The organism is Pelobacter propionicus DSM 2379 (assembly GCF_000015045.1).
Lineage (GTDB): Bacteria > Desulfobacterota > Desulfuromonadia > Geobacterales > Pseudopelobacteraceae > Pseudopelobacter > Pseudopelobacter propionicus.
Map to the genome: position 1 here is coordinate 3,453,443 of NC_008609.1, position 21,964 is coordinate 3,475,406.

17 protein-coding genes and 1 pseudogene are annotated in these 21,964 nt (G+C 59.3%); 14 read left to right on the top strand and 4 right to left on the bottom strand.

Going from position 1 to position 21,964, the window contains the following annotated elements:
• Nucleotides 1-99 precede the first annotated feature (99 nt).
• A complete protein-coding gene (locus PPRO_RS15665) occupies nt 100-915 on the top strand; it encodes an RMD1 family protein (protein WP_011736975.1) in 816 nt (271 codons plus the stop codon).
• Here the strand turns inward: PPRO_RS15665 and PPRO_RS21300 are convergent.
• Nucleotides 909-1,577 (bottom strand): hypothetical protein, encoded by a 669-nt coding sequence (locus PPRO_RS21300; protein ID WP_198138292.1) that lies wholly within the window; start codon nt 1,575-1,577, stop codon nt 909-911. The genes PPRO_RS15665 and PPRO_RS21300 overlap by 7 nt on opposite strands.
• Between PPRO_RS21300 and PPRO_RS19760 the strand changes: the two genes are divergently transcribed.
• Nucleotides 1,500-4,895 carry a PAS domain-containing sensor histidine kinase gene (locus PPRO_RS19760; RefSeq protein ID WP_198138293.1) on the top strand — a complete coding sequence of 1,132 codons (3,396 nt, stop codon included), beginning with the start codon at nt 1,500-1,502 and terminating at the stop codon, nt 4,893-4,895. The two genes, PPRO_RS21300 and PPRO_RS19760, sit on opposite strands and share 78 nt — an antisense overlap.
• A gap of 86 nt (nt 4,896-4,981) precedes the next feature.
• Here the strand turns inward: PPRO_RS19760 and PPRO_RS15675 are convergent.
• Nucleotides 4,982-5,341: pseudogene (locus PPRO_RS15675) on the bottom strand (diguanylate cyclase domain-containing protein); the annotation flags it as partial.
• Complete coding sequence (locus PPRO_RS21930) at nt 5,314-5,562, bottom strand: diguanylate cyclase domain-containing protein (RefSeq protein ID WP_083761285.1); 249 nt, start codon at nt 5,560-5,562, stop codon at nt 5,314-5,316. The gene PPRO_RS21930 and the pseudogene PPRO_RS15675, both read right to left, overlap by 28 nt.
• Nucleotides 5,563-5,635: 73 nt before the next feature.
• Between PPRO_RS21930 and PPRO_RS15685 the strand changes: the two genes are divergently transcribed.
• Nucleotides 5,636-6,118 (top strand): YchJ family protein, encoded by a 483-nt coding sequence (locus PPRO_RS15685; protein WP_011736979.1) that lies wholly within the window; start codon nt 5,636-5,638, stop codon nt 6,116-6,118.
• Nucleotides 6,119-6,352: 234 nt separating this feature from the next.
• Nucleotides 6,353-7,711, top strand: a complete 1,359-nt coding sequence (locus PPRO_RS15690; RefSeq protein WP_011734060.1) for an IS1182 family transposase — start codon at nt 6,353-6,355, stop codon at nt 7,709-7,711.
• 165 nt (nt 7,712-7,876) lie between these two features.
• Here the strand turns inward: PPRO_RS15690 and PPRO_RS15695 are convergent, their stop codons facing one another.
• Nucleotides 7,877-8,059, bottom strand: a complete 183-nt coding sequence (locus PPRO_RS15695) for a hypothetical protein (protein ID WP_041532379.1) — start codon at nt 8,057-8,059, stop codon at nt 7,877-7,879.
• Nucleotides 8,060-8,306: 247 nt separating this feature from the next.
• On the opposite strand from PPRO_RS15695, the gene PPRO_RS15700 reads away from it, so the two are divergent.
• The 10 genes from PPRO_RS15700 to PPRO_RS19765 all read left to right on the top strand — a co-directional run bounded on the left by PPRO_RS15700 (nt 8,307) and on the right by PPRO_RS19765 (nt 21,963).
• On the top strand, nt 8,307-8,993 hold the full coding sequence (locus PPRO_RS15700; protein WP_011736980.1) for a winged helix-turn-helix domain-containing protein: 687 nt from the start codon (nt 8,307-8,309) through the stop codon (nt 8,991-8,993).
• A 4-nt stretch (nt 8,994-8,997) separates the two neighbouring features.
• A complete protein-coding gene (locus PPRO_RS15705; RefSeq protein ID WP_011736981.1) occupies nt 8,998-10,761 on the top strand; it encodes an ATP-binding protein in 1,764 nt (587 codons plus the stop codon).
• 99 nt (nt 10,762-10,860) lie between these two features.
• Complete coding sequence (locus PPRO_RS15710; protein ID WP_011736982.1) at nt 10,861-11,826, top strand: PstS family phosphate ABC transporter substrate-binding protein; 966 nt, start codon at nt 10,861-10,863, stop codon at nt 11,824-11,826.
• A 99-nt stretch (nt 11,827-11,925) separates the two neighbouring features.
• Entirely contained in the window at nt 11,926-14,154 is a 2,229-nt protein-coding gene (locus tag PPRO_RS15715; RefSeq protein ID WP_011736983.1) for an ABC transporter permease subunit, read from the top strand.
• Nucleotides 14,155-14,398: 244 nt separating this feature from the next.
• Nucleotides 14,399-15,997 (top strand): phosphate ABC transporter permease PstA, encoded by a 1,599-nt coding sequence (pstA, locus tag PPRO_RS15720; protein ID WP_011736984.1) that lies wholly within the window; start codon nt 14,399-14,401, stop codon nt 15,995-15,997.
• Between the two features lie 19 nt (nt 15,998-16,016).
• Nucleotides 16,017-16,793, top strand: coding sequence for a phosphate ABC transporter ATP-binding protein PstB (gene pstB / locus PPRO_RS15725; RefSeq protein ID WP_011736985.1), 777 nt, complete (start codon nt 16,017-16,019; stop codon nt 16,791-16,793).
• A 223-nt stretch (nt 16,794-17,016) separates the two neighbouring features.
• A complete protein-coding gene (gene phoU, locus PPRO_RS15730) occupies nt 17,017-17,691 on the top strand; it encodes a phosphate signaling complex protein PhoU (RefSeq protein ID WP_011736986.1) in 675 nt (224 codons plus the stop codon).
• A gap of 213 nt (nt 17,692-17,904) precedes the next feature.
• Nucleotides 17,905-19,050: a sensor histidine kinase gene (locus PPRO_RS15735; protein WP_011736987.1), complete on the top strand. Its 1,146-nt coding sequence runs from the start codon at nt 17,905-17,907 to the stop codon at nt 19,048-19,050.
• Nucleotides 19,047-19,658, top strand: coding sequence for a response regulator (locus PPRO_RS15740; protein WP_011736988.1), 612 nt, complete (start codon nt 19,047-19,049; stop codon nt 19,656-19,658). Before PPRO_RS15735 ends, PPRO_RS15740 begins: the two co-directional genes overlap by 4 nt.
• Nucleotides 19,659-19,890: 232 nt before the next feature.
• Complete coding sequence (locus tag PPRO_RS19765) at nt 19,891-21,963, top strand: putative bifunctional diguanylate cyclase/phosphodiesterase (RefSeq protein ID WP_011736989.1); 2,073 nt, start codon at nt 19,891-19,893, stop codon at nt 21,961-21,963.
• Nucleotide 21,964: the final 1 nt, after the last annotated feature.

Below are 21,964 nucleotides of genomic sequence, written 5' to 3' on the forward strand. Positions count from 1 at the left end.
CGCCACAGTCTAGCCGCACTTGCGGGCCGCCGCAAGCATCCCGGTCATAGCCATGTTAAGATGGGAAGAAGAGGTAATGGAAAAACCGGGGGCAACAGCATGGAATTCCTGTTCAACGCATACGCCTTTGATGGCGAACTGGACCTGAACCGGCTGGCGCAGAAGCTGGGCATGACCCGAAAATACCGCTGGGAAGAGCCGATGAAGCTTAACCCGGTAACCTTCGCGCCGGTACCAAGCGCAAATGGGGAGCAGGCCTACCTCTACTACTTCGGCGGGGTGGTATTCCTGAACTGCTCCGCCGACCTGATCGCCCGCTTCCTGGACGCCATCCAGGGCCATGCCGGGCAGATGAAACGGCGCCACCAGTTCCCCTTTCACGAGGAGTACCGCCTGGAGATCGATCCGCAGCGGGAAACGGCCATCGCCAACAACTGCGCCGTCATGCCCCGCTGCGACCCGACCTTCCTGGACATCATCTGCTTCGTGATCGCCAAATCCGTGGCCCTGGAGCGCATCGAGGCCCGCATCGACCAGGTCTTCGACGAGGTGGAAGTGCTGATCGCCAAACTGGCCAGGGGCAAGCTGGAGCTTCCCGACCGGGACATGGCCCGCATGGCGTCATCCATCCTGAGCTTCAAGTTCACCTCCATCGCTCACATCATGGTCCTGGACAAGCCGGAGATAACCTGGGACGACCCCCAGGCCGACCGACTCTACCTGACCATGGCAGGACTGTTCGAGCTGAACCAGCGTTACCTGGAGATCAGGCACAAGTCCGAGACCCTGCTGGACATGACCGGCGTCTTCACCAGCCTCTCCCACGCCCGACGCTCGGCCCGTCTGGAGTGGATCATCATCATCCTGATCGCTATCGAAATCGTCCTGTACCTCCTGGAACTTTTCCGTCACTGACGGGACGAGGCAGGATACAGAGCCTGATCAGACAAGGAACAGGTGAACGGATGAATGAAACTGCGTTGAAGTTCATATCTGACAAAGCTGTTTTGCTGCTGACTCTTGTGCTGTTCTGCCTGCTGCTGCCCCTTTTCAGCGCTGCCGCCGGACCATTGGACGGCAAAAACGTCCTTCTGCTCCACTCCTACCATCAGACCTATATCTTTACCGACCAGGAAATGAAAGGGATCATGCGCGTACTGCGGGAGAACTACCCCGGCTGCATGCCCTATGTGGAATACATGGACTGGAAGAGATTTCCCGATGAACGCAGAATCCCGGCCTTCAGCGAACAGCTCCGCGCAAAGTACGCCGGCATCAGGTTTGACATGGTGATTGTCACCGACAACAAGGCGCTGGAATTTGCCGTCAAAAACCGGAGTCGGTTCTTTCCGGAGGCAGTGGTCTCCTTCAGCGGTATCAACGGCTTCAGGCCGGCCATGCTCGAAGGGCAGAAGCGTATCAGCGGAGTGGTTGAGGATGTGGACCCGGCCGGCACTATCGGGCTGATTATGGCAACTCTCCCGGAGACACGGGAAATCGTGCTGCTGATTGATGACACGGAGAGCAGCAACGAGGTGCTGACAGTTGTTGAAAAGGAGATTGGACAGAACAAGCATCTGCGGCTGAGCGTCTTGCGCAGTCCTGCACAGGCGGAGCTGATCTCGGCGGTTTCCGCACTCAAGCCGGGCAGCGTGCTGCTGCAGGGGAATTTTTCCCGCGACAGGACCGGGCACACCTATGAATTTGAGGATGTGCTGGCCACAATACTGCCGCACTGCAAGGTGCCTGTTTTCAGCCTGTGGGATTTCTTGGCGGGCAAGGGGATCATGGGGGGAAGTCTGCTGAGCGGAGAGCGGCAGGGGGAGAATGCCGCACGCATTGCGCTTCGACTCATGGCTGGCGAGGATGTGCCGGTAATGGAGAGAACGCCTCCGTTGAGGATGTTGGATTATCGTCAACTCCAGCGCTTCAATCTGGAAAAAAACACTCCTCCGGCCGGAGTGACGGTAATTAACCGTCCGCAATCGTTTTTCCGCATCCATTTCAAATATGTCATGGTCGGCGCCGTCATACTGTTCCTCCAGCTTTCCGCGATCATAGCGCTTATTGTCACAAACCGTAAAAAGCGTCGGGCGGAAAGGCTGCTGCGCGAGAATGAGGAGTGGTACCGCACCATTTTTGATATGTCCAATAACGCTATCTTTATCCACGATCCGCGGACCGGGGTCATTGTTGATGTAAACGAAAGAGTTTATGACATGTATGGCTACAGCCGTTCAGAATTGGCAAATGCCGACGTAAGCCTGATAAGTTCCGGCCAGCCTTCATATGGCATCAGTGATGCCAAGAAATGGATCGACCGTGCGGCACATGGCGAGCCGCAGCATTTTGAGTGGCTGGCCAGGCGTAAAGACGGCAGCCTGTTCTGGGTTGACGTAAGGATGCGCCGGGTCAGCATTGGCGGCAAGGATTGCCTCCTAGTAAACTCCAGCGACATTACGGAGCGCAAGCAGCAGGAAGAGGTGTCGCACGACTCGGAAAAACGTCTGCTGCAGATCATCGATTTTCTTCCCGACGCAATCATGGTCATTAACCAGCAGGGGCGTGTTATTGCATGGAACAGGTCCATGGAAGAGCTGACAGGCGTTGCATCGGAAAACATGATCGGCAAAGGTGATTATGAGTACAGCATCCCTATTTACGGAAGCAGAAGGCCGGTTCTGGTAGATCTGGTGTTCATGTCAGAGGAAGAACGTAAGGGGAACAAACATTATTCGAGCATTAAAAAGGTTGGTGATTGTCTCTATGCTGAAGGAGATTCGCTGGTAAGAGGGGAAAAACGCTCGCTCTGGGCGATTACGAGGCCCTTGTTTGACAGTACGGGCAATGCGGTCGGTGCCATTGAATCGGTCCGTGACGTTACTGAACGCAAGCAGGCCAAGGATCTGATTGTCAAGGCCAACAAGCAATTGGAGGATATCATCGAGTTTCTGCCCGATGCGACGCTGATCGTGAACAGCGAGAGAAAGATCATTGCCTGGAATCACGCCATGGAAGAGATGACCGGTGTTTCCAAGACAGAAGTACTGGGCGAAGAGCATTCCGTTACCACGATACCGTTCTACGGTTATCGCCGGCAGTACATCATCGACTATATCCTTGATCAAAACGAAGAGCTGCTTTCAAACTACTCCTGGTTCGACCACAGGGGTAACACCTATAATGCCGAGGCGTTTGCCCCGGCGCTTTACGGTGGCAAAGGCGCCCATATCTGGGTTGCGGCCTCTCCCATGTATGACGATCAGGGCAATATGATAGCGGTCATAGAATCTGTTCGTGATATTACCGACCGCCGGCGGGCGGAAGAAGCCCTGCGGCGCAGTGAAGCCAACTACCGCATGGTCATAGAGAATATTCAGGATGTCTTGTACCGCGGCGACGCCGAGGGCAGGCTGATCATGGTCAGTCCGAGCGCGCTGAAGCTTTTGGGGTGCGGATCCCTTGACGACTTCCTGGGCAAGTCGATTGCGGACACCTTCTACTTTCAGCCGGAAAAACGGAGCGAGTTCTTCGAACTGATCAGGCAGCATGGAAAAGTAACAAACTACGAAGTGGAATTGAAGAAACATGATGGCACACCGGTGATGGTGGAAACCAGCAGTAATGCCTATTATGACGAGAATGGCAACTTTGCCGGAATAGAAGGGCTTTTCAGGGATATAACCGAACGAAAGAAGGGCGAGCAGGAACGCAAAAAACTGGAAGAGCAGCTGATCCAGGCTCAGAAACTGGAGGCCATCGGAACACTGGCCGCTGGCATAGCCCATGATTTCAACAACATACTCAGCGGCATCATGGGTTATACGGAACTGTCGCTGAACAAGGTCAAGGAGCAGCCGAAGGTGTATCGGAACATGGAACAGGTGCTGACGGCCGCCAACAGGGCCAAAGACCTGGTGAAGCAGATACTGACCTTCTGCCGCAAGGCGCACCATGAAACGAAACCCACCTCTGTCATACCGATACTACAGGAGGTGGCCAAGTTCATGCGCGCCTCACTTCCTGCCACGATAGAGCTGAAGCTCCGGATCGAAACCGAATCGGACATCATTATTGCTGACTCCAGTCAGTTGCATCAGGTACTGGTAAACCTGTGCACCAATGCGGGGTATGCCATGAAGGATAAAGGCGGCGTTCTGGAAATATGCCTTGCAGATGTAACAGTCGACAGCCGTACCCTACCACAGGGTTCCACGTTTGCCGCGGGGCACTGCCTGGAGCTGAGTGTCAGGGATTCCGGCATGGGCATTGAACCGGAAAACCTGCCCAGAATCTTTGACCCCTATTTTACTACGAAGGGACCGGGAGAGGGCACCGGGCTGGGGCTGGCCATGGTTCATGGCATCATCAAGAGTCATGGCGGTGATATCAGGGTGTACAGCGAACTGGGCAAAGGCACGGTTTTCAGGATTTATCTGCCTCTGATGCGGTGGAACAAGGGACATGAAGAGCAGACGGCTCACGGCATTCCCCAAGGCAACGGTCAAAGCATTCTGCTGGTGGATGATGAGGAGATGCTGGTAGAGATGGGCAGGATCATGCTCGAGGAGCTCGGATACCGTGTGACCACAGAGACAGACCCGCTGAAGGCGGTTGAAACCATTAAGAATACAATGGGGGGCATCGATCTGGTGATAACCGACAAGACCATGCCTCACATGAGCGGGTTTGAACTCGCCGGGAAAATCCGTCAGCTGAGGAGCGAGTTGCCGGTTATTCTCTGTTCGGGATTTCATGAAATCAGTGATGTGGAAAAGAGCCGGGGCTTATGCATCAATCAGCTGTTACTCAAACCGTTTGATCTCGTTACGCTGGCCAATGCCGTCCATGCGGCTCTCAAAGAGCCACCTTTGCAAACGTTTCAAAACACGTGATGCAATCGGCCGCAATGAATGATGTGTCGACGGTATTACCGAAAAACTGCCCAATCACGTAGGGACTAGCTGCTCACTACAAACATTCAGCTTCTTTTTTCCGCTGCATTAGCAAACCTGTAGCCGTTCTTGCCGGATTTTTTAACTTCATACATGGTCTCGTCAGCCAGCATAACCAGTTTTTCTTCATCCGTACAATCGTGCGGAAATACGGCAATGCCTATGCTCGTGCCGACCCCTGCCTGCTGTCCCTTGTAGAGAAGAGGCTGAGTAACCGCCGCCATCAGTTTTTCCGCAATCTTTGTTATGTTATTCGCATGTTCCAGACCGGTCACGATGATGAGGAACTCGTCTCCCCCCACACGGGCAACAATATCGGTTTCACGCACACACGAAAGCGTCCGTTGAGCTACCTGTTTCAATACATAGTCGCCGGCATCGTGACCAAGAGTGTCGTTGCCCCCTTGAAGCCATCCAAGTCAATGAACATCAAAGTAACCATGGTTTTATTCCGACTGGCAACCCCCAGGGACATGGTCAGATGTTCTTTTGCCAAGTTCCTGGGTGGAAGGTTAGTCAGGCCGTCATGTGTTGCCATGTGTCGTATCTGCTCATCCGCCTGCTTGCGCTTAATAGGCACGTGCTCCCCCGCTCCCGGAAAAACCATTTGACAAGGAGGGCAAGAGCATGTAACGGCAGTAGCCCGAGCAGCATTCGATTATCGAGGAGGAGATGCACCGATGAATACCTGTCCCTGTGGAAGCGGCACGGCATATGAAGATTGTTGCCAGCCGATCATCAGCGGCGCACGACCGGCGCAAACGGCTGAAGAACTCATGAGGGCGCGCTACAGCGCCCATGTCAAGGTGGATGTCGACTTTATCTTAACGAGTACCCACCCGGATCACCGCAAGGGGTACGATCACCAGGGGACCAGGGAATGGGCCGAGAAGAGCGAATGGCTGGGGCTGGAAATCCTTGGCACCCAGCAGGGGGGAGCGCAAGACGAAACCGGCCAGGTGGAGTTCATCGCCCATTACCGTGATGGAGAGGGTTCCCATGACCATCACGAAAACGCCCTGTTCCAGCGCAAGAACGGAGTCTGGCTTTTCACCGACGGCGTACGGGTCCGCCCCAAGCCGTTAATCGTGGAGAAAATCGGCCGCAACGACCCGTGCAGATGCGGGAGCGGCCAGAAATACAAGAAATGCTGCGGGAAATAGCGCCTGCACACCAATGAAAAAGGGCGCCCTGGCCATGAAAGACCAGAGCGCCCTTTTTTTCATTACTGCTAGGAGTCTGTCGGGCTTAACGCATTCAGCCGTCATCTCCAGGGCGTTTTCAATTGGTTAACCTGCTGTATTTATTGAATAAGTCGTCAGCTTTAGCTTGCGTTTTCTTGGTGTATCCCGTATATTTGTCCGGTAATATCAACTGGTTAGGTATCGGGGTTGACTATGAAATCAAAGTTTATTGAAGTTGACCGGGAAACACCCTATCTGCTCCCGCCATCGCTGCAGGATTGGCTACCAGAAAAGCACTTGGCCCGGTTTGTGGTCGAAATTGTCGAACAGCTCGACCTGCGCTCTTTGAAAGCTACCTATGCCGGCCGAGGCTCGCAGCCCTATAACCCTGAGATGCTGGTAGCATTGTTGTTTTACGGTTATGCGACAGGCGTATTCTCCAGCCGGAAGCTTGAGCGCAGCACCTACGACTCCGTGGCATTCCGGTTCATAGCGGCAAACAGTCATCCTGACCACGATACCATTGCCACCTTCCGCCGGCGGTTTCTGCCGCAACTGAACAAGCTGTTTGCCCAGATTCTGCTGATCGCTCATCAGATGGAGGTGCTGAAACTGGGCAACGTTAGTTTGGATGGCAGCAAAATCAAGGCGAATGCCTCCAAGCACAAGGCGCTGAGCTATGAGCATGCCTGCAAGCTTGAAGAGCAGATCAAGGCTGAGGTTGGCGAACTGCTCAAAAAGGCCGAGGCAGCGGACCATGCCGATATTCCGGACGGCATGAACATCCCCGAAGAACTGGAACGTCGGGAAAAGCGTCTTTCCGCCATTGCCGCAGCCAAGGTCGAGATCAAAAAACGTGCCGCTGAGCGCCATGCTCGTGAACAGGCCGCTTATGAGAAGAAAGTCGCCGAACGGGCCAAGAAGGAGCAGGCAACGGGCAAGAAGGCCAAGGGGAAAGAGCCGAAACCGCCCAAATCCGGCCCCACTGCCAAAGATCAGGTCAATCTGACCGATGAAGAGTCGCGGATCATGCCGACCTCCGGTGGCGGATTCGAGCAGACGTACAACGCCCAGGCCGGTGTGGATACGGCATCAAAGCTCATCGTTTCGGCCCATGTTACCCAGAATCCCAATGACAAACAGGAGCTGACACCGACCCTGGAGAACCTGGCGGCGCTGCCTGAGAAGCTTGGCAAGGCAACCGATCTGGTAGCTGACAGTGGCTACTTCAGCGAAACCAATGTAACTGCCTGTGAGGAGAACGGGATAACTCCCTACATTGCCGTAGACCGGCAGAGTCACAACGTGCCACTGATGGAGCGCTTTGCCGAACCGCCGCCGTTACCCGAAGATGCCGATTCCGTGGCCAGAATGAAGCATCGCCTGAAGACACCTTCCGGCAAGGCGATCTACGCCCAGCGAAAAGTCACCTCGGAACCGGTCTTCGGCATCATCAAGGCGGTCATGGGATTCAGAAGCTTTCTTCTTCGTGGCTTTGAAGCAGTAAAAGGCGAATGGAACCTCGTCTGCATGGCCTACAACATCAAACGGCTGCATGTCTTGGCCGGATAGAATGAGAAATAGCGAAAATCAGCCTGTAATAACCGCAGTCATCGCTGAAAGGGCTGAATTAACCAGGTTGCCGGTGGGAAGACGAACACATACGGAACTTTTTTAATCGGCTTGGCCACAAAAGAGGGCGCCCCTGAGGTCAAGCCCGACAGACTCCTAGATGCTTCAGTACAGTCCGGCGGAGATCTTCGCCTCCTGGCTGGCGAGCATCTCCCCTCCCAGATGTGTCGCCCTGTGGCAGGCGCCGCAGGTCAGTCCCTCATGCACCCGTATCCAGAGAACCCGGTTCTCGGTATCACACCATTCGCAGTTCCAGCGGTAGTAATCCTCATCGATTCGTATCTTCATACAACCTCCATTTTCTCTCCGTGTCTGCCTCTACCATAGACCAGGATTATTACGATACAGTTGCGATCACCAAAAAGGTGTGTGAAACATCACCGGATCCTATCAGTGCCCCCCCCAGACGGCCTGTCAACCAAACTTCTACGCACTATTTTACAAATCGACACAGAGTTGTAACATTCCTATGTTACAAGCTCATGAATCGTACACGGATACAGTGTGTCAGATCACGACCACCGAGGAGTCACCCATGAAACAGAGGATCCTGATCATCGAAGACGAGCGGGACCTTGCCGAGCTTTTGGCCTTCAACCTGGAGAAGGAGGGGTTTGCGCCCCGCTGCGCCTTTGACGGCATTTCAGGGCTCGAGGCGGCCCGCGACAGCAAGCCCGACCTGATCGTCCTGGACCTGATGCTGCCCGGAATGCTGGGCACCGAGGTCTGCAAGGCCCTGCGCAAGGACACGACCACCAGCCGCATACCGGTCCTGATGGTCACCGCCAAGGGGGACGAGATCGACCGGGTGGTGGGGTTCGAGCTGGGGGCCGACGACTATATCGTCAAGCCCTTCTCCATGCGGGAACTCTGCCTGCGCATCAGGGCAATTCTCAGGCGCTGCGACGTTGAACAGCCAACCGGATCGCCGCTTCTCACCCTGGGTGATATCGTCATCGACCGGGAGCGCCACCGGGTGGTCAGCGCCGATGCGGAAACCGACCTGACCTCCACGGAGTTCAAGCTGCTGCTCTACCTGGTGGAGCGCCGCGGCCGGGTAATCAGCCGGGACCAGCTGCTGCAGGACGTGTGGAGCTACCATGATGTGGGGGATACGCGCACCGTGGATACGCACATCACCCGACTGCGCGGCAAGCTGGGCGCTCCGGGAGAGCAGATCAAGACGGTTCGGGGTTTCGGCTACAAAATCGAGGAGAACTAGTCCCATGACATTCCGCTGGAAACTGATGCTTTCCTACCTGCTGCTGATTCTCTTGCTGTCCGGCTCCTATTACCTGAGTTTCGATCACAGCGCCCAGAGCTACTTTCTGGACGAGAGCCGCGAGAACCTGATCAGCCAGACCAGACTGGCCAAGCTGCTGGCCGAGCAGGAGAGGGATACGATGCCGCCCCAACAGCTGGCCGAGAGGATCGGCTCCGCCATCAAGGCCCGCGTCACCCTGATCGACCGCTCGGGCCTGGTCAGGGGCGACTCCGATGTCAGCAAGGTCGAACTATCCCATCTGGAAAACCACCTCAAACGTCCGGAAGTCGTCCAGGCCATGCAGGGTGGGATCGGCAGCAGCCTGCGCTATTCCGAGACCCTGAAGACCGACATGCTCTACACGGCCCTTGGTTACGAGAGCAACGGCCACTACGGCTTCATCAGACTGTCGCTCCCCCTGGAGCGCCTCTCCAGCGCCACGGCCGCCCTGCACCGCATGACCGCAGGCTCCGTGGGCATGGCGCTCCTGGCCGCCCTGGCCTTCAGCCTGCTCCTCTCCCGCGTCACCTCCCGCCCTTTGCGCGAAATGGCGGAGGTGGCCGCCCGCATCGGCAGAGATGGCGAGTACAGCCGCATCCCGGTCGCCTCCCAGGACGAGATCGGCGCCCTGGCCTCGGTCCTGAACGACATGGCCGAGCGCATCGACGCTCAGATGCACGGGTTGGACGCGGAAAAGACCCGGCTGGACGCGATCCTGCGCGGCATGGGCGAGGGGGTCATGGTGGCCAGCGCTGACGGTGCCATCACCCTGGTCAATCCCGCCTTCAGGAAGATGTTCGCCATGACGGACGGGGTAGAGGGGAAAAAGCTGATCGAGGTATGCCGCAACCCCGACCTGCAGGCTGCCTTCCATGACCTGGCTCGTTGCGGGGGAGAGCTGAGCCGTGAGATCCGCATCCAGCCGGGTGATGTCACGCTGCTGACCCATTGGGTGCCCCTGGCCATGGATGGCGCCGGCCAGGGGGTCGTGGCGGTGTTTCACGACATTACCGACATGAAACACGTGGAGGAGATGCGCCGCGACTTCGTGGCCAACGTATCCCATGAGCTACGCACCCCGGTCTCGGTCATCAAGGGATATGCCGAAACCCTCATGCAGAATGACATGCTCGTCTCCGAACCGGAGCACGCCACCCGCTTCGTGGAGATCATCCGCAGGCATGCCGAACGGTTGACCACCCTGATCAACGACATCCTGACCCTCTCCTGCCTGGAGGCCAGGAACAGCGCCCTGGAGCTCAACGCCATGGATGTGGGCACGACCATCGCCAAATCCTGCGCCCTGCTCGCCCCCCGGGCAGCGGAAAAGAAGATTTGCCTCCATAACGAAGTTGGCAACAATCTTCCCCGGACACTTGTCGACCAGGGTCGGCTGGAGCAGGTGCTGGTGAACCTGATCGACAACGCCGTCAAGTACACTCCCGAGGGGGGCACGATCCGCCTGTTTGCGGAACAGGGAGAAACGTTCCTCAGAATCTCCGTGCAGGACAGTGGCATCGGCATCCCGCCCAGGGACCTCCCCCGCATCTTCGAGCGCTTCTACCGCGTGGATGAGGGACGCAGCCGCGAGCAGGGGGGCACCGGCCTGGGGCTCGCCATCGCCAAGCACATCGTCCAACTCCACGGCGGCGAACTGACGGTCACGAGCACTCCGGGCAAGGGCTCGACCTTCTCCTTCACCCTGCGCATGGCCACAAACAGCTGAGTTTTCACACACTGTTTCCCCTTCTGTGACAGAATCGTAACAGTGCCGTGCTAGGGTAACAACCATTGAAAAGCACCACCCACATCTCAGGAGGATTCCATGATTAAGAAGGCAATTGTCACAGCTGCGTTACTGGCCCTGTCGGTCGCATCGGCGCAGGCAGCGCCAACTCACATCGATGCCAAGATCAAGACGTACACTCCCGTCGCCGGTGTTGCCGGCAACCTCAACAGCATCGGGTCAGACTCCCTCAACAACCTGATGACCTACTGGGCCGAGGGCTTCAAGAAGAAATACCCCAACGTGAACCTGCAGATCGAAGGCAAGGGCTCCAGCACCGCCCCTCCTGCGCTGGTTGCCGGCACCGCCCAGCTTGGCCCCATGTCCCGGGAGATGAAGGGGACCGAGATCGAGGCGTTCCAGAAGAAGTACGGCTACAAGCCGACAAAAATAGGCGTAGCCCTGGACTCCCTGGCCGTATTCGTCAACAAGGACAACCCGGTCAAATCCCTCTCCCTGGACCAGGTGGACGCCATCTTCTCCAAGACCCGCAAGAGCGGGCACGCCGAAATAACCACCTGGGGCCAGGTGGGGGTAACCGGAAAACTGGCCAGCAAGCCGATCAGCCTCTACGGTCGCAACTCGGCCTCGGGAACCTACGGCTATTTCAAGGAGCACGCCCTCAAAAAGGGTGACTTCAAGAACACGGTCAAGGAACAGCCCGGCTCCGCCTCGGTGGTGGAAGGGGTTGCCAGGGATGTGGCCGCGGTGGGCTACTCCGGCATCGGCTACACCACCTCGGGCGTTCGCGCAGTGCCCCTCTCCGTCAAGGACGGCGCCCCGGCCGCCGCAGCCACCTACCAGAACGTGCTCAGCGGCACCTACCCCTTAAGCCGCATGCTCTACATCTATGTGGCCAAGAAACCGGGCCAGCCGCTGCCCAAGGTAGTGTCGGAGTTCCTCAAGTATGTGCTCTCCAAGGAGGGGCAGCAAATTGTCGTCAAGGATGGCTATGACCCGCTAACCGCAAAGTTGGTGGACAATCAGCTCAAGAACCTGAAATAGACCAGGCGGCGTTCCACCCATCCCCTCCCGGCAGCCCCTGATGTTCCGCCGGGAGGAGATCCTTTTGCCCCAGCATACGGCACCCAGATAAAGACACCCATGAAAACAGACCTCTCGAAAAAATCCCGACGGCAGGACCGGCTGGCCGAATGGTTCATCAGGATAGGCGGCATACTGGTCATCGTATCGGTTGCCTGGATCCTGGTGATGATCGCCCGGGTCGCGCTGCCGCTCTTCAACCCGCCCAGGGCCGACATCAGCTCGTCATGCACGCTCCCCTCTCCCCTGAGGGGACAGAGGATGGTGACCAGCGGCGTCGACGATAGCCTGTCCCGGGTCTTCCTGATGGACGAGAAAGGCTCGCTCCATCTTGTCCAGGCATCCAGCGGCCGGCTGATGGAGTCGCTCACGGTGCCCGCCATCCCTGCCGGCGCAACCAGGATCGTCTCCGTTGACCATCTGGGAGCATCGACCTGCAACCTGCTCTGGGACAATGGCGCCGTAAGCTCCGTCACTATCTCCTTCACCTCCTCCGGCGTAGGCTCTGACAAAACGGCTGTTTCAGCGACCCTCACCTCCAATGACGAGCTGGCCTTTCCGGCAGCGAAGCCGGTGGAACGGACCTTCGTGCGCCGGCAGGACAATGGCGCCCTGAGAGTCGATCAGCTAAAGGATGGGCGCTTCGGCATCCATCAGCGCCTCGTGGAGAAGGACCTGCTGGACAACGAAACCACCCGCGACCTCTTCGGGGAAATTACCGACAAGCTGCCCGGAACGGTCACGGCAGCCATACTGGACCAGAAAGGGCACTACCTGTACGCCGGAACCGACAACGGCTGGGTCATGCGCTGGGACCTGTCCGACGTGGCCGTCCCGCGGCTGCTCGACACGGTCTCCGCAACCGGAGGCGCGGCCATAACCGCACTCAACCTGGTTTTGGGCGATGTTTCCCTGGCCATCGGCGACGCACGTGGCGGCTATGCCACCTGGTTCCCGGTCTCCTCCGCCGGGAGCGGCCAGGACAAGCGCCTGACCCGCATCCACACCCTGCCGCAACAGGCGGGCGCGGTGACCATGATCGCCCCCTCTCCGCGCAACAAGTCGCTGCTCTCCCTGGATAGCAGGGGAGTCGTACGCCTGGACCACACCACCTCTGAGCGCACCCTGGTCACCCCCAAGGAGAACTCGTCAGCAGTACTCCAAGCAGCGCTCTCTCCCCAGGGAAATGTCCTGACCGTTCTGGAGAGTTCGGGAAAGCTCACCACCTGGAATCTGCACATACCGCACCCGGAAATCACCCTGGGAACGCTGTTCGGCAAGGTCTGGTACGAGGGGTACGACAGGCCGGAGTACGTCTGGCAGTCATCCAGCGCCAACGACGATTTCGAGCCCAAGATGAGCCTGATGCCGCTTCTGTTCGGGACCATAAAGGCGACCCTCTTCGCCATGCTCTTTGCCATCCCCCTGGCGCTGTGCGGCGCCCTCTACACCAGCCAGTTCATGGCCCCGGCGCTCAAGTCGCGGGTCAAGCCGGCGGTGGAGATCATGGCGGCCATCCCCTCGGTGGTGGTCGGCTTCCTGGCCGGCCTCTGGCTGGCGCCGCTGGTTGACCATTCCCTGCTGGCGCTGTTCCTGGCCATGGCCATCGTTCCGCTCCTGATCATCATCTTCCTGCTCTTCTGGAAGCGGGTCAAACCGGCCTCCCGGCTGGATCAGTTGAGCCGTGGCAAGGAGTTCATCATCCTGATCCCGCTGGCGCTGGTGGGCATACTCATCTCCTGGCAGCTGGGGGGACTGGTGGAGGTCTCGCTCTTCGACAGCGATTTCAAGCAGTGGCTCTACAGCGTCCTGGGAATCCGCTACGACCAGCGCAACAGCATCATCATCGCCATCGCCCTTGGCTTCGCGGTGATACCGATCATCTTCACCATCGCCGAGGACGCCATCTCCAACGTGCCGCGCAACCTGACCGCCGCCTCCCTGGCCCTGGGCGCCAGCCGCTGGCAGACCGCCTGGAGGGTCGTGCTCCCCTCGGCCCTGCCGGGGGTCTTCTCGGCGGTGATGATCGGCTTCGGCCGGGCCATCGGGGAGACCATGATCGTGCTGATGGCCACCGGCAACACACCGATCATGAGCTGGAGCATCTTCAACGGCCTGCGCTCCCTGTCCGCCAACATCGCGGTAGAGATACCGGAAGCCCCCCTGGATGGCTCCCTCTACCGGGTGCTGTTCCTGTCGGCGGTGCTGCTGTTCATCTTCACCTTTGTCATCAACAGCGTCGCCGAGGCGCTGCGCCAGCGCTTCCGCAGGAAGTACGGCCGGTACTGATCATCCGGCAGGTGGAGCTGTCCGTAGAGAGCGACTTATCCCTGATCCGTCGTGGTTCCCGGCGAACTGGAGCGACAAGCAGCCGGACTGTTTGAGTCTGCAGGCGAGTTTCCGGCTGCCGCGGACATGAGCCGTGGAACCACAGGATCAGGGATCCGGAGCAAACGAAGGACGGCTTGACCTGCCGAATCCGGAATTTATTGTTGATGTACCGCACCACTGCACAACCATGAGGTTTGACCCGATGAAAACCTATCTGAAAACCGGCGAACCGTTTGTCCTCCTGACCGGAGCGGCCCTGGCCCTGGTGCTGCTCATGACCATGACGCTGATCGGCGTGGTCATGACCAATGGCCTGGGCTACTTCTGGCCCCGCGAGCTGGTGCGCTACGAACTGAAGGACGGCAGCGTCGCCCTGGGGCAGCTGGTTGCCAGCGAAAAGAACCCGGACACCGGCGGCCACCGCCTCCAGCTCAAGGTATCCAACCGTGACGTATTCGGACAGGATTTCCGCTGGATCGACGAGCAGGAGATCAGCAGCCGAAGCATCCCCAAGAACGCGGTGTTGATTGAGCGCAAAGAACATGGCAACTATGTCGGTTTTCTGAAAAACGTCCAGGCTGAAGGCCTTGTATCCGAAACAACAGGCGACCCCTGGGAGCTCCTTACCCGGGCCAGGAGTGCCCTGCAGCCCAGGGTCGAGGCCATCGCTGAACTGAAGGAGAAGATGTCCGACCTGAACCATGAGGCCGAGCAATTGCGCCTGAAGATCCTCAAGCTCGAGTACAACGGGCGCCAGCAGAACGCCGCCAGTATCGGAGAGTTGACAGCCACCAGGGAGAACATCCTGACCAGGTTCGACGCGCTCAACGAGCAGATGAGCGCACGGCAGACCGAGCTGGCCGCGTTCAAGGCTGAGCTTGTGGATGCCGGCGGGGGCCTGAAAGAGGTGGAGCTGACGGAGATTGTCCGGGTACAGCGGCCCAACTCCATGTCCCTTGCGGCCAAGATAGCCGCCTACGCCGAACGGATTCGCGAACTACTGCTGGACGACCCGCGGGAATCCAACACCGAGGGGGGGCTCTTCCCGGCCATCTTCGGCACGGTGATGATGGTGCTCCTGATGAGCGTCTTCTCCCTCCCCTTCGGCGTCATCGCCGCAGTCTATTTGCGGGAATACGCCAAAGACGGTCTGCTGACCCGCATGGTGCGCATCGCGGTCAACAACCTGGCCGGCGTCCCCTCCATCGTCTACGGCGTGTTCGGTCTGGGCTTCTTCGTCTACGGCATCGGCGGTAGCCTGGACCAGCTCTTCTTTCCTGAGCGACTGCCCACGCCCACCTTCGGCACCGGCGGTATCCTCTGGTCCAGCCTGACCCTGGCGCTTTTGACGGTCCCGGTGGTAATCATCGCCACGGAAGAATCCCTGGCCTCCATCCCCCGCGGCATCCGCGAGGGTTCCCTGGCCCTGGGAGCGACCAAGTTCCAGACCCTGACGCGAATCCTGCTCCCCATGGCCACTCCCGGCATCATGACCGGCCTGATCCTCTCCATGGCCCGGGCAGCGGGTGAAGTGGCGCCGCTGATGATCGTGGGGGTGGTCAAACTGGCGCCGACGCTCCCCTTCGACGGCTACTTCCCCTTCTTCCACATGGACCGCAAGTTCATGCACCTGGGATTCCACATCTATGACGTGGGCTTCCAGTCACCCAACGTGGAGGCGGCCAAGCCCATGGTCTATGTCACCACCATGCTGCTGATCGCCATCGTGATCGTCGCCAGCAGCCTGGCGATCCGCTTCCGCACCAGGATGCGCAAGCGCTACGTAACCTCCAACTTCTGAGAAAACAGGGATGAACACCATGACACACACCCACACCCCGGCGGACGCCATCCTGTCGGTCAGGGACCTGAACCTGCACTACGGCGACAAACACGCGCTGAAGAACATCAACCTGGACATGGCCCGTAACCAGGTGACCGCCTTCATCGGCCCCTCGGGCTGCGGCAAGTCCACGCTTTTGCGCTGCTTCAATCGCATGAACGACCTGGTGGACAACGTGCGCATCCAGGGGAGCATCACCTTCGAGGGGGAGGAGGTCAACACCCCGGACATGGACGTGATATCCCTGCGCCGCCGCATCGGCATGGTCTTCCAGCAGTCCAACCCCTTTCCCAAGTCGATCTACGAGAACATCGTCTACGGCCTGCGCATCGCCGGCGTCAGCGACCGGGCGATTCTGGACGAGACGGTGGAACGCAGCCTGAAGAACGCAGCCATCTGGGACGAAGTCAAGGATCGCCTGCACGACTCGGCCCTGGGGCTGTCCGGCGGCCAGGCCCAGCGCATCTGCATCGCCCGCGCCATCGCCGTGAACCCGGACATCATCCTGATGGACGAGCCCTGTTCGGCCCTGGACCCCATCTCGACCCTGAAGATCGAGGAGTTGATCGACGAACTGAAGCGCAAGTACACCATCATCATCGTCACCCACAACATGCAGCAGGCAGCCCGGGTGTCGGACGTGACCGCCTTCTTCTACCTGGGGGAACTGATCGAGGCCGGGGAGACCCGTTCCATCTTCACCAACCCGGAGAAGAAGCAGACCGAGGATTACATCACCGGGCGCTTCGGGTAGCGAAAAAAACGGCGATGAGCAGGCACTAGTGTGCGATAGTGCGCCGTTATTCCAAACCAAAAGCATGGAACGCGGATCACATCTGAAAAAGCGGAAGATCAGGATACGAATCAGGCCGAAAGGCTCAAATCCGACCCTATCCGTTTCATCCGCCTTTTCCGCGTTCCATTGGCATCGATTTCCGGGTTTCACCATTACATCACATACGATTCGAGAGGAAGATATGGAAAGAAGAGAGCACATCAGCGCGACATTCGACCTGGAACTGGACGAACTGCGCAACAACATCCTGGCCATGGGGGGCAAGGTGGAGATGATGATCGCCGATTCGGTGGCTGCCCTGGCCAACCGGGATTCGGCCCTGGCCGAGCGGATCATCGCCATGGACCGCGAGGTGAACGGGCTGGAGGTGGCCATCGACGAGAAGTGCCTGCAACTTTTGGCCCTGCGCCAGCCCGCTGCCCGGGACCTGCGCTTCATCACCCTGGCGCTGAAGATCGTCACCGACCTGGAGCGCATCGGCGACCAGTGCACCAGCGTCGCCAAACGGGTCAAGGAGCTGAACGAGGAGCCGCCGCTCAAGCCGTACATCGACATCCCCCGCATGGCCCACTGGACGGAGACCATGGTCAGGGAGGCGCTGGACGCCTTCGTGCGCGGCGACGTGGATCTGGCCATCAAGGTCTGCACCGACGACCAGACCGTGGACGACCTGAACGTCCAGATCCAGCGCGAGCTGCTGACCTTCATGATCGAGGAGCCGGCTACGATCTCCCGGGCCATCAAGCTCAACTACATCTCCAAGTGCCTTGAGCGCATCGCCGACCACGCCACCAACATCGCCGAGATGGTGATCTTCATGGTCAAGGGGAAGGACATCCGCCACACCATGCCGTAGGATTTCCGTTTTCCACCCTTCCGGCCGGTTTTCCATAAAGCCGTCCATTCGTCACGCATGCCCCCCGACAGCCCAAGTCTCTGCCGGGGGGCATTCCTCCCCCCGCTCCTTTCCGGATACCCAACAGGGAAAAACCATGGTATGTATCCAGCGCTGAGTTCATCGCGCCACAGGGGCGCGCCACGGTTCACACAACTTCCATCAGGTGAAGGCATGGGCGAGAAAAAGCAGACAGCAGGCCGGTCATCCTGTTCGGTGGGGGATTTCTTTCGACTCGCCTGCGAAGAGCATGGCGCGGCGATGCTCCTGGTCGATCCGGCACATGGCGCCATCGTCAGAGCCAACCAGCAAGCCTGTGTCCTCCTGGGAGAGACCGGTTCAGAGTTGGAGGGAAAGGGAATCACGGATATTTTCCTGCCGAATGGGGATATCAGTCCCCCCCGTGACCTCGAAACCAATCGCACCGGCCTGCGCAGAGACACAAACGGCGAGGAGCGACCGATTGAGATCCTGCCCCGACGCCTGCCACTGCGGGAGGGAGACATCCTCTTCTGCGTGCTGCGCGACATGACGGAGCCGACCGGGTTTCGGCATGAACGGGCGGAGCAGGATAACGTCAGGCGCCAGCTGGAAATCGTCGTGGAGGAGAGGACAGGGCAGCTGAACGAAACCATGGAGGCACTCAGGCAGGAAACAGCCAGACGCCAGCAGATCGAAACCAATGTGACCACCATGCGGGAAAACCTGGAAAACCAGGAACGCGCGAGGGTGGCCCGCGATATCCACGACGGCATCGGCCAGACCCTGCAGGCGATAAAACTGCAGCTCAAGATACGTCAGGCCCGCTGCAGGGAAGGAGAGCCGTGCGGCGGTCAGGCACTGAACGAGATTATCGGGGAGCTGACGTCGGCCGCCACGGAACTGCGTGAAATTATTTTGGCTCTACGGCCGCTGTTCCTGGAGGACACCGACCTGGACCTGGCGGTCAGGTCACTGTGCGAGCGGAGCGCGAAACGGACCGGCCTTGACGTGCGGGCGGAGTGTCAGGGCTCATTCCGCGGTCTCGGTTCCTCCTTCAAACTCTCTATCTTCCGCATCTGCCAGGAGGCACTCACCAACATCGTCAAGCATTCCGGTTGCCGTTCGGCACTCATCCGCCTGGAACGCGAGCCGCATACCATGCGCATCACCATCCGTGACGACGGCAGAGGAGGGGTCTCCTGCCCGACCATCATCAGCCAGGAAGGATCGGGACTGGCTATCATGCGCGAACGGGCCGAACTTCTGGGCGGCGCTTTATCCGTCATCTCGCCACCCGGCATGGGCACCGCCATCACCGTGGAGGTACCGTTGCAATGATCCGGGTTCTCATCGCCGACGACCACGTCATGTTCCGCCAGGGACTCATCAACCTGCTGACAACCGCTGAAGACATCCATATCGCCGCCGAATGCGGCGACGGCGCCACGGCCCTGGAACTGATCCGCTCCCTGGAACCGGACATCGCCGTGCTGGACATCACCATGCCCAAGCTGGACGGCATCTCCATCACCCGCGCCATGGGGAACCTGGGGCTGGCGACGAGGGCGATCATCCTGACCATGCACGATGACCCCCTGATGTATGGCCGGGCCGTCAGCGCCGGGGCGCACGGCTTCATCCTCAAGGACGATGCCTACGAGGAACTCCTGAGCGCCCTGCGTACCGTGGCCGCGGGAGGAACCGCCATCAGCCGTGCCATACAGCATGCCGCAATCGAGCCGGAGCCGCCCGTGGCGGAGCTGACGGAACGGGAGAGAGAGATCCTGGGGCTGATAGCCCACGGCTGCACCAACCGCATGATCGCCCAACATCTGGGCATCAGCATCAAGACCGTCAACAACCATCGCACCAACCTGATGGGCAAGCTCAACCTCCACTCCACTGCCGAACTGGTCCGCTACTCCCTCCTGACCGGTGGCCTGTAGCCCCCTCCGCGCTCCCCTTCCCCGCCTTGCCAGCAACGCTCCCGGCGCCCGTCTCCGACCCCAGAGGCGCGCATGGCGCTCCTTCTAGGGTGTTCATCCTATTGTCACTTCCCCCCGAGAGAGGTATGCATACAAACTGGATGTTTGTCGTACCCGCGCTCCCTGGCCGAGTTCACGACAGTTACCCGCCGGCAGCGCCCCCCAACCCCGCGACACCGAGGAGAGGAAGATTATGCAACGCCATACGATTTCCCCCCCATCCAGGCACCACGGCAACAGCACAGCTCCGGAAGCGCTTCCGGCGAATCGGAGTCAGCAGCCGAACCTGGGCAGCGGACTCCCTCCTTTCGAATTGCAAGCGGGGCCACACGCCATCCACGGCCGGGAGAAGTCATATTCCCGGAGCTACATTCAGTTCCGTCGCCAGGGGGAGCTGCAGGCACTGAACAAGGAGTTGCAGGCGGCCACCAGCGACTTGCGGGAGGCGAACCGGAAGCTCGGCCAACGAGTTTTGGAGCTGGAACGGAGGAATCGGGAATCAGCCCATCAGGCCAATGGGTACCTGCCGGGAAATGACCGGAGCATAGGCAGCATCATTATCGACCCGCACCTGCGAATCGGCGTCTTCAATCCGGGCTGTGCCCGACTCTTCAGGCTGCGGCCTGAAGATGTGGGCCAGCCTGTAGACCGCCTCACCCGCACCATCTGGGACCGGGATGAGTTCTTGAGCGACATCCTGGCGGCATTCCAAAACGGTCTCCCCATCACGCGGGAAACCCGCCGCGGCAGGGAGTCATGGTTGTTGGCCCATCTGGCCCCCGCATACGACCTGAAGGGCCGGGTGGAGGCGCTGATCGTCTACTTCAGCGACATTTCCCCATTCAAACAAGAGCAGGAGCGCAACCGGCTCCTGGCGCGGATGTTCCAAGAGAGCAACGAGGCGCAGCTCATAACCGGCGCCGACGGCCGGATCATGGGCAGCAACGACAGCTTCAGCCAGCTGACCGGTTACACGGGTGAAGAGATTGTCGGCCGCACCACCCGGCGACTGCTGGCTGGCCAAAAATCGAAGGAGCTCTTCGCGACGCTGGCCGAAGCGCTGCGCAGTGGAAACCCCTGGCAGGGAGAGCTGCACATCAGAAACAAGGACGGAAATGTCCTTTCCACCTGGACAACCGCAACCCCCCTGAGAGACGAACGACGGAAAACAATCAACTACACGGCCACGTTACTCGACGTTGCCGCTCGGGCAGGACGCGAACAGGACAACGAGTACCGGGCCAACCACGACGCACTGACCGGACTCCTCAACCGCTTCAGCCTGATGCAGCGCCTGGCTCAATCGCTGGAGCAGGCCAGGAGCGACGAGCACCACTTTGCGGTCCTGTTCATCGACCTGGACCGCTTCAAGGAGATCAATGACTCCCTGGGGCACCACATGGGGGACCTGCTGCTGGTCGAGGTCGCCGCCCGCCTGGTTGCCGCGGTACGCGCCTCCGACATTGTTGCCCGGCTGGGCGGTGACGAATTCGTGGTAGCGATGCCCCACATCCGGTCCGCCATCGATCCGGCCTTTCTGGCGGACAAGATACGGCGCGCCATCTCGCAACCTTTCCTGCTGGAGGGACACGAACTCCTCACCACCCCCAGCATCGGCATCAGCGTGTTTCCCGATGATGGAGGAAACGTGGAGGAATTGCTCAAGAATGCCGATACCGCCATGTACCACGCCAAATCCCGGGGGCGGAACAACTACCAGTTCTTCATGCGGGAGATGCACGCCATCACCCGGGAGCGCCTCCTGCTTGAACATGACCTGCGCCTGGCGGTGGAACGCAACGAGTTTATCCTGCACTTTCAGCCGCAGATTGACCTTGCGACCGGTTTGGTGATAGGTGTGAAGGCCATGCTGCGCTGGCGGCACCCCCTGCGCGGCATCATCACCCCCGACAGGTTTATCTCCACTGCCGATGCCTCGGGACTGATCCTGCGCATCGACCATCTCAGCCTGGAGATGGCATGCCGTCAGCTGGCGGCCACCATCTCCCTCGCCCACAGCATCGGCACGCAGGTTGCCGCCAAGGGGATCGAAGCGGAGGCTCAGCTGAACCTGCTTGCCGCTCAACGGTGCGACGTGGGACAGGGATACCTTTTCAGCCGTCCCCTTGCGGCGGACAGAATCGTGGAATTTATTCGCCGCCATGCCGGCCGGGCGGTGTGGGAGCGAAACGGAACACCCCCGGGGATGGTGGCTGCTCCGTTTCTGGCGGAAACAGCGCCAGCAACCTTCAGCTCAGGAGAGTAGC

Coding starts and splice junctions, on each gene's coding strand:
- PPRO_RS15665 (WP_011736975.1), top strand. CDS start 100: ATGGAATTCCTGTTCAACGCATACGCCTTTGATGGCGAACTGGACCTG.
- PPRO_RS21300 (WP_198138292.1), bottom strand. CDS start 1,577: ATGCTTGTTCTGTCCAATCTCCTTTTCAACAACTGTCAGCACCTCGTT.
- PPRO_RS21930 (WP_083761285.1), bottom strand. CDS start 5,562: ATGGTTTTTCCGGGAGCGGGGGAGCACGTGCCTATTAAGCGCAAGCAG.
- PPRO_RS15685 (WP_011736979.1), top strand. CDS start 5,636: ATGAATACCTGTCCCTGTGGAAGCGGCACGGCATATGAAGATTGTTGC.
- PPRO_RS15690 (WP_011734060.1), top strand. CDS start 6,353: ATGAAATCAAAGTTTATTGAAGTTGACCGGGAAACACCCTATCTGCTC.
- PPRO_RS15695 (WP_041532379.1), bottom strand. CDS start 8,059: ATGAAGATACGAATCGATGAGGATTACTACCGCTGGAACTGCGAATGG.
- PPRO_RS15700 (WP_011736980.1), top strand. CDS start 8,307: ATGAAACAGAGGATCCTGATCATCGAAGACGAGCGGGACCTTGCCGAG.
- PPRO_RS15705 (WP_011736981.1), top strand. CDS start 8,998: ATGACATTCCGCTGGAAACTGATGCTTTCCTACCTGCTGCTGATTCTC.
- PPRO_RS15710 (WP_011736982.1), top strand. CDS start 10,861: ATGATTAAGAAGGCAATTGTCACAGCTGCGTTACTGGCCCTGTCGGTC.
- PPRO_RS15715 (WP_011736983.1), top strand. CDS start 11,926: ATGAAAACAGACCTCTCGAAAAAATCCCGACGGCAGGACCGGCTGGCC.
- pstA (WP_011736984.1), top strand. CDS start 14,399: ATGAAAACCTATCTGAAAACCGGCGAACCGTTTGTCCTCCTGACCGGA.
- pstB (WP_011736985.1), top strand. CDS start 16,017: ATGACACACACCCACACCCCGGCGGACGCCATCCTGTCGGTCAGGGAC.
- phoU (WP_011736986.1), top strand. CDS start 17,017: ATGGAAAGAAGAGAGCACATCAGCGCGACATTCGACCTGGAACTGGAC.
- PPRO_RS15735 (WP_011736987.1), top strand. CDS start 17,905: ATGGGCGAGAAAAAGCAGACAGCAGGCCGGTCATCCTGTTCGGTGGGG.
- PPRO_RS15740 (WP_011736988.1), top strand. CDS start 19,047: ATGATCCGGGTTCTCATCGCCGACGACCACGTCATGTTCCGCCAGGGA.
- PPRO_RS19765 (WP_011736989.1), top strand. CDS start 19,891: ATGCAACGCCATACGATTTCCCCCCCATCCAGGCACCACGGCAACAGC.